This is a genomic window from Mycolicibacterium arseniciresistens (genome assembly GCF_030519285.1).
Classification (GTDB): domain Bacteria; phylum Actinomycetota; class Actinomycetes; order Mycobacteriales; family Mycobacteriaceae; genus Mycobacterium; species Mycobacterium arseniciresistens.
Genome location: NZ_JAUMSQ010000376.1, coordinates 1 through 6,664 on the forward strand (window position 1 = coordinate 1; position 6,664 = coordinate 6,664).

The following is a 6,664-nucleotide window of genomic DNA, read 5'->3' on the forward strand; positions in this document are numbered from 1 at the left end:
GCTCACCCCGCGGCCCGGCAGCGCCCGGAAGCCGTGTGACCGGGGAACGGTCAGACCGCGGCGGCGGGCCTCGGCGAAGATCGCCCGACCGATCGGATGCTCGCTGTACTGCTCTGCGGCCGCGGCGCACCGCAGCAGGTCGTCGGCGCCGCGGCCGTCCAGCGCCGTCACCTCGGTGAGCGTCGGTGTCCCGTGGGTCAGCGTCCCGGTCTTGTCGAACGCCACCACGGTGGTGTCGGAGAGCCGCTCCATCGCGACCGCCGATTTGACCAGCACGCCGTGCCTGCCCGCGTTGGCGATCGCCGAGAGCAGTGGCGGCATGGTGGCCAGCACGATCGCGCACGGCGACGCCACGATCATGAACGTCATCGCGCGCAGCAGGGTGGACTGCAGATCGGCGCCGGCCAGCAGCGGCACGGCGAACAACGCGGTGGTCGCGACCACCACCGCGACCGAGTAGCCCTGTTCGACCTTCTCGATGAACCGCTGGGTGTGCGCCTTGGTGGCCGAGGCCTCGGCGACCATCGCCACGATGCGGGCCACCACGGTCTGCGACGGTCCCCTGCTGACCCGGATCCGCAGTGCGCCCGGCCCGTTGAGGGTGCCCGCGTACACCTCGTCGCCGGGCGCCCTGGTGACCGGCATCGGCTCACCGGTGATCGACGCCTGGTCGACGTCGGACGCGCCCTCGGTCACCGTCCCGTCGGCCGAGATCCGCTCCCCCGGCCGGACCACGACCTCGTCGCCGACGGCGAGATCGGCCGCCAACACCCCCGTCTCGGTGCCGCCGGGACCGACGCGCACCGCGCGTTCGGGTGCCAGGTTCAGCAGGCTGCGCACCGAGTCCCTGGTGCGTCCGGTCGCGACGTCCTCCAGCGCCCCGGACGTGGCGAAGATGACGACCAGCAGCGCGCCGTCGAAGATCTGCCCGATGGCGGCAGCGCCGATCGCCGCGACGATCATCAGCAGGTCGACGTCGAGGCGCCGCTCCCGCAGCGCCTGCAGGCCCTCGAGCGCCGGGGCCCAACCGCCGGTGACGTAGCAGGCCAGGTAGAGCGTCCACCACACGGCGTCGGGCAGGCCGGCGAGCTGGGCGACCGCGCCGGCGGCGAACAGACCGAGCGCGACCGTCGCCCAGCGCACCGAGGCGACCGACCAGCAGGCGGCGCGCCAGCCGGCCGGTGGCTCGCTGCGGGTGGGTGCGGCGGCTTCTGCAGTCGTCATCACGCCTAGATGTATACATGTACAGGTCTACATGTGTCATCTGTCCGGGTGGACCCGTGTTTCAATGAACGCATGGGTCATGGCGTGGAGGGCCGGTCGGCACCACCGGCCGCACTCGACGCGTCGTCGGCCGCCATGATCGCCGAGACGCTGCAGGCCCTGGCCTCCCCCAACCGGTTGCGCATTCTCACCCGGCTGCGCCAGTCGCCCTGCACGGTGACCGAGCTGTCCGCGGCCGTGGACATGGAGCAGCCGGCCGTGTCGCACCAACTGCGGCTGCTGCGGGCGCTGGCCCTGGTGGCCGGCGACCGCAACGGCCGCAACATCGTCTACCGGCTCTACGACAACCACGTCGCCCAATTGCTCGACGAGGCGGTCTACCACATCGAGCACCTCCGGCTCGGCGCGCGCGACACCACCGCCTGATCAGCTGTAGGGCGGATACGGGTTGTCCCGCAACCCGGCCGCCTCCGGCGTAACCGCCGTTGCACCGCGCGACGCGCAGAGAATACGATTCTCCTCGACCGCGAATCCGTCTTCCCCCGGAGTGCTCATCACCACAACGCTCGCCCTCGACGTGCCCCGCCCGGGTGTGGCGCTGCTCCGGTTGAACCGGCCCGCGCGGCTCAACGCCGTCAACGGTGTGATGCGCGACGAACTGCTGCAGACGCTCGCCGCGCTGGCCACCGACACCACCGTGCACGCCGTCGTGCTGACGGGCAGCGGCCGCGGCTTCTGCTCCGGTATCGACGTCCGCGACTTCGGACCGGGCACCGTCACCGCCGACGACCCGGCCATCGACCGGCTGCGCTTCCAGGAATCGATGGCGGCGCTGCCGACCGCCGTGCGCGACCTCCCCCAGCCGGTGATCGCCGCGGTGAACGGCCCCTGCGTCGGCGCGGGCCTGGCACTGTGCCTGGCCTCCGACATCCGGATCGCCTCCACCACAGCGACATTCGGCAACGCCGCGATCCTGCTCGGGCTGTCCGGCGCCGAGATGGGGATGAGCTACCACTTGCCGCGCATCGTCGGCACCAGCGTCGCCGCCGACTGGATGCTGACCGGCCGCACCGTCACGGCCGAGGAAGCCGACCGCCGCGGCCTGATCAGCCAGCTCGTCGAACCCGACGCACTGCTCGACCGTGCGCTCGACCTCGGCGCGGCCGTCGCCGGCCTGTCGCCGCTGGGCGTGCAGCTGACCAAGCGCGCACTGCACGTCAACACCGATGCCGGTGATCTGCACGCAGCCCTCGAACTCGAGAACCGCAACCAGGTGCTCACCCACGCCACCGATGACGCGGCGGCACGCAGACAGAAGTGGTCGTAACCACAGTTCGACGGAAGGACATCGCGTGGCCTGGGATTTCTGCACCGACCCGGAGTGGGCTGCTGAGCTCGAATGGGTCGAGGACTTCGTGCGCTCCGAGTGCGAGCCCATCGACTACGTCGTCAAGGAGTCGCACGACCTCAACGACCCGGTGCGCCAGGCTCTCATCCCGCCGCTGCAGCAGATCGTCAAGGACCGCGGGCTGTGGGCCACCCACCTCGGACCACACCTGGGCGGGCCGGGCCACGGCCAGGTCAAGCTCGCGCTGCTCAACGAGATCCTCGGCCGCTCGGAGTGCGCGCCCATCGTCTTCGGTTCGCAGGCACCCGATTCCGGCAACAGCGAGATCCTGGCGCACTACGGCACACCGGAGCTCAAGGCGCGCTACCTCGAACCGCTGCTCGACAACCGCATCATCTCCTGCTTCTCGATGACCGAACCGCAGGGCGGTGCCGACCCGAAGGTGTTCACCACCACCGCGGTCGAGGACGGCGACCACTGGGTGATCAACGGCGAGAAGTGGTACTCGTCGTTCGCGTCGATGGCGTCCTTCATCATCGTCATGGCGATGACCGACCCGGATGCCCCGCCGTATCAACGTTATTCGATGTTCGTCGTGCCGGGTGACACACCCGGCATCAACGTGCTGCGCGATGTCGGCCTCGGGTACCAGCCGCTGGGCGGCGGCCGGGAAGGCTACGTGCGGTACGAGAACGTCCGGGTGCCCGCCGATCACATGCTGGGCCCGCGGGGTGGGGCGTTCGTGGTCGCGCAGACCCGGCTCGGCGGCGGCCGCATCCATCACGCGATGCGCACGGTCGGGCTGGTGCGGCGCATCTTCGACATGATCACCGAACGCGCGGTGTCGCGGCACACCCAGGGCGAGGTGCTGGCGAACAAGCAGATGGTGCAGGAGATGATCGCCGACTCGTGGATGGAGATCGAGGCCTACCGCCTGCTGACGCTGCAGACCGCCTGGAAGATCGACAAGTACAACGACTACAAGGCGGTGCGGGCCGACATCTCGGCGGTCAAGGCGATGATGCAGAAGGTGCTGCACGACGTGTCGGCGCGGGCGCTGCAGATCCACGGGTCGCTGGGCACCTCGCACGAGATGCCGTTCGTGCAGTACATGACCGAGTCGTTCGTGCTGGGGCTGGCCGACGGGCCGACCGAAGTGCACAAGGTGACGCTGGCGCGGCAGCTGCTGCGCGACGTCGAACCGTCGCCCGACCTGTTTCCCTCCGAGCACCTGCTCCGGCGGCGCGACGCCGCCGAAGCCAAGTTCGCCGACCGGCTCGCTGGCCTCCCGCGCGGCTGACCGTCACGCCAGCAGCGCCCGCGCCCGTGCCAGCAGTCCCGGCAGTACCGGTGCCATCGCCTCGAGCTCCGGTCGTGGCGTGGTGCGCCTGCGATTGTGCTTGACGATGAGGCCCCAGGTCGCCGCCGACTTGAAGCAGGCGAGCGCCATGAACCACGCGACGTCGGACACCGCGCCGTACCGCTCGAGCAGCTCGTCGCGCGACGGCACCGCGCCGACGTGAGGTGACGGCCGGGAGTAGGTGGCCGGGTCGGCGTTGACCAGGAACCAGCCCAGGTCGATGCGCGGATCGCCGACCGACCAGATCTCCCAGTCGATCACCCCGGTCACCGAACCGTCGACGGCAAGCAGATTGCCCAGCCGGAAGTCGCCGTGCACGATGCCCGGACCCATCGGCGCGGGCACCCCGGAGCGCAGAGCCTCCGCCGTGTCCGGCCAGTCCGGCGCCAGTGACCGGTCAACCGTCTGCAGCGTCGCACACCAGCGGTCGATCTCCGCCGCGGCGCCGACCACCGGTTCACCGTCGGCCCCGAGATCTGCGGGCGCCAGCCGGTGCAGCGCCGCCAGCACCTGGGCCGCATCCCGAAACCGTTGCGCCACAATATCGTCCGCCGTCCCACCGGGCGCGTCGAAGAGCGGTTCGAAGCTCTCACCGGCCAGGCGGCTCATCACGAACAGCGGCGGCACCTCGGGCGGATGGCCCGCGTCCGCCAGCAGCACCTCGGGCACCGGCACCGCGGTCGGACCGAGCGCGGAGATGATGCGGGCCTGGCGAAGCACGTCGCGGTGGGCGGTGGGCGGCACGCCCGCCGGCGCCACCTTGACCACCACCGGACGGCCGTCGAGGTCACCGGCGAAGGTGAGGCTGGATGCACCGCCCGCCAGCGGTCGCAGACCGGAGACGCCGCGCGGGGCCAGCCGGTCGGCGAGCCCGTCGGGCAGGGTCAGGACAGTGCCCCGATCTCCCGAAGGAACGACTGGGTGCGGGCGATCCGGCCGGTCAGCGTGGCGGGGTCACCGGTGCACAGTGCCAGTGCGGTGTCGGTGATCAGCGAGATGTCCTCGGTGTCCACCTTGGCCAGGTCCAGCGCCCCGGCGCCCTCGGTGGCGACGGGGTTGGTGGGGGCGGCGGCGTTGACGGCGATGCCGTCGGCGTGCAGTTCGGCGGCCAGGCTCATGGTCAGCCGGTTCAGCGCCGCCTTCGCGGTGCCGTAGATCCCGAACCCCGCGCTGCGGTCGAACTCCGAGAACGGCGGCCCGTCGGGCAGGTCACCGCCGACCGACGTCAGGTTGAGCACCCAGCCGCGGCCGCGCTCACGCATGGCGGGGATGGCCAGCTGGGTCAGGTGCAGCGGCGCGAACACGTGCATCTCCATCATCAGCCGCACCCGCCGCTCGGGGAACGTGTCGAGCGGGCGGAGGAACGTCACCGCTGCGTTGTTCACCAGGATGTCCGGCGCGCCGACGCGGTCGACGACCTCGGCGAACATCCGCTCGCGATCCTCGGGCTGGGAGAGGTCGGCCGCGACCGCGATCGCCGATCCCCCTGCGGCGGTGATTTTCTCGAGCGTCTCGACCAGCGAGCCGGAGTACTTGGGGTCCGGTTCGGCAGTGCGGGCGGTGAGCGCGACCACGGCGCCCTCGGCGGCCAGCCGCTGGGCGATCGCGCTGCCGAGGCCCCTGCTGCTGCCGGTCACCAACGCGACCATGCCGGCACAACGTCCCGTCACCGCGCCCACCTCCCGATCCGAGAACGCCTTATCCAATTACGAGAATGACGTTACCCTCGGGGCGGTCGAGAAGGAGCGAACATGCCGGAATGGTGGCTGTACCTACCGCAGAGCAGGCAGGGCATCGACGACATCGTCATGCGGGCCCGGGTGGCCGAGGCGAGCGGCTTCACCGGTATCGCGATGCTCGACCACCTCGAGACCCCGATGGCGCCCGACAGCCCGATCTGGGAGGCGATGATCACCGCGACCTGGGTGGCGGCCCGCACCGAGCGCCTGCGGGTCGGGCACCTGGTGCTGTGCGACCCGTTCCGGCACGCGGCGACGCTGGCCAAGGAGGCGGTCACGTTGGCCGAGGCCTCCGGCGGCCGGTTCGAGCTCGGCCTGGGCTCCGGGTCGATGCCCGACGAGCTGGCGCGGTTCGGGTTCGGCACCGCCACCGGACGCGAGCGGGTGGCCGCGCTCGCGCAGACGCTGGCCGACCTGAAGCGGTATTGGGCCGGGGACCAGCAGCCCGTCCCGAGCGCCCCGATCCCGCTGCTGCTCGGCGGCGTCGGGCCGCGCATGCTCGGCCTGGTGCGTGAGCATGCGGACTGGTGGAACCTGCCCGCCGGCTACGTGCACCGGCTCCCGGAACTGCTGCCGCAGATCGGCGCCGCGCGGGCGTCGGTGCAGCAGATGGTCGGCTTCGTCGGCCGCGACGCCGACCGCGACGCCGTCATCGAGAAGAGCCGGCGCCGCTGGGGGCACCTGGGCTCCGGGCTGGTGTGCGGCGACGCCGCTGATCTCACCGACCACTTCGGCACGCTGGCCGAGCAGGGCGCGCAGCGCTTCTACGTGTGGTTCGCCGACTTCGCCGCGCCGGACACCGTCCGCGAATTCGGCGAGACGGTCCTGGCCGCGCACCACTACTAGGTGTCGTAGTAGTGGTGGCGGTAACGTTCGGCGGGTGAGCACACCGGTCTCCCGTGCGCGCTGGGTGCGCGGCGGGCTGGTCGGCGTCTGCTCGACCGTCGTCACCGCAGGCGCGCACGCCGCCGCGGGCGGCGGACTGCCGAGGGG

The 6,664-nt window shown here is 71.3% G+C and carries 7 protein-coding genes; 4 read left to right on the forward strand and 3 right to left on the reverse strand.

From position 1 onward, the window contains the following. The coding region (locus tag Q2100_RS28640; protein WP_302916757.1) for a heavy metal translocating P-type ATPase at positions 1-1,224 on the reverse strand (1,224 nt) is incomplete at its 3' end. Positions 1,225-1,296: 72 nt separating this feature from the next. Here Q2100_RS28640 and Q2100_RS28645 point away from each other — a divergent pair. The 3 genes from Q2100_RS28645 (at position 1,297) to Q2100_RS28655 (ending at position 3,872) form a co-directional block, all read left to right on the forward strand. After that, positions 1,297-1,650: an ArsR/SmtB family transcription factor gene (locus Q2100_RS28645; protein WP_264011800.1), complete on the forward strand. Its 354-nt coding sequence runs from the start codon at positions 1,297-1,299 to the stop codon at positions 1,648-1,650. A 121-nt stretch (positions 1,651-1,771) separates the two neighbouring features. Then, a complete protein-coding gene (locus tag Q2100_RS28650; protein WP_264011799.1) occupies positions 1,772-2,551 on the forward strand; it encodes an enoyl-CoA hydratase/isomerase family protein in 780 nt (259 codons plus the stop codon). 25 nt (positions 2,552-2,576) lie between these two features. Then, entirely contained in the window at positions 2,577-3,872 is a 1,296-nt protein-coding gene (locus Q2100_RS28655; protein ID WP_302916758.1) for an acyl-CoA dehydrogenase family protein, read from the forward strand. Between the two features lie 3 nt (positions 3,873-3,875). On the opposite strand, the gene Q2100_RS28660 is transcribed toward Q2100_RS28655, so the two are convergent. Together Q2100_RS28660 and Q2100_RS28665 are read right to left on the reverse strand one after the other, a co-directional pair. Further along, positions 3,876-4,820: a phosphotransferase family protein gene (locus tag Q2100_RS28660; RefSeq protein ID WP_302916761.1), complete on the reverse strand. Its 945-nt coding sequence runs from the start codon at positions 4,818-4,820 to the stop codon at positions 3,876-3,878. Further along, positions 4,817-5,581, reverse strand: a complete 765-nt coding sequence (locus Q2100_RS28665; protein ID WP_407667711.1) for an SDR family NAD(P)-dependent oxidoreductase — start codon at positions 5,579-5,581, stop codon at positions 4,817-4,819. The genes Q2100_RS28660 and Q2100_RS28665 overlap by 4 nt, the downstream gene beginning before the upstream one ends. Positions 5,582-5,683: 102 nt before the next feature. Between Q2100_RS28665 and Q2100_RS28670 the strand changes: the two genes are divergently transcribed. Further along, positions 5,684-6,517: an LLM class flavin-dependent oxidoreductase gene (locus Q2100_RS28670; RefSeq protein WP_302916760.1), complete on the forward strand. Its 834-nt coding sequence runs from the start codon at positions 5,684-5,686 to the stop codon at positions 6,515-6,517. Positions 6,518-6,664 lie beyond the last annotated feature (147 nt).

What these genes read in the sequence shown, in the direction of transcription:
- Q2100_RS28645 (WP_264011800.1), top strand. Translation starts at nt 1,297, where the DNA reads ATGGGTCATGGCGTGGAGGGCCGGTCGGCACCACCGGCCGCACTCGAC.
- Q2100_RS28665 (WP_407667711.1), bottom strand. Translation starts at nt 5,581, where the DNA reads ATGGTCGCGTTGGTGACCGGCAGCAGCAGGGGCCTCGGCAGCGCGATC.
- Q2100_RS28670 (WP_302916760.1), top strand. Translation starts at nt 5,684, where the DNA reads ATGCCGGAATGGTGGCTGTACCTACCGCAGAGCAGGCAGGGCATCGAC.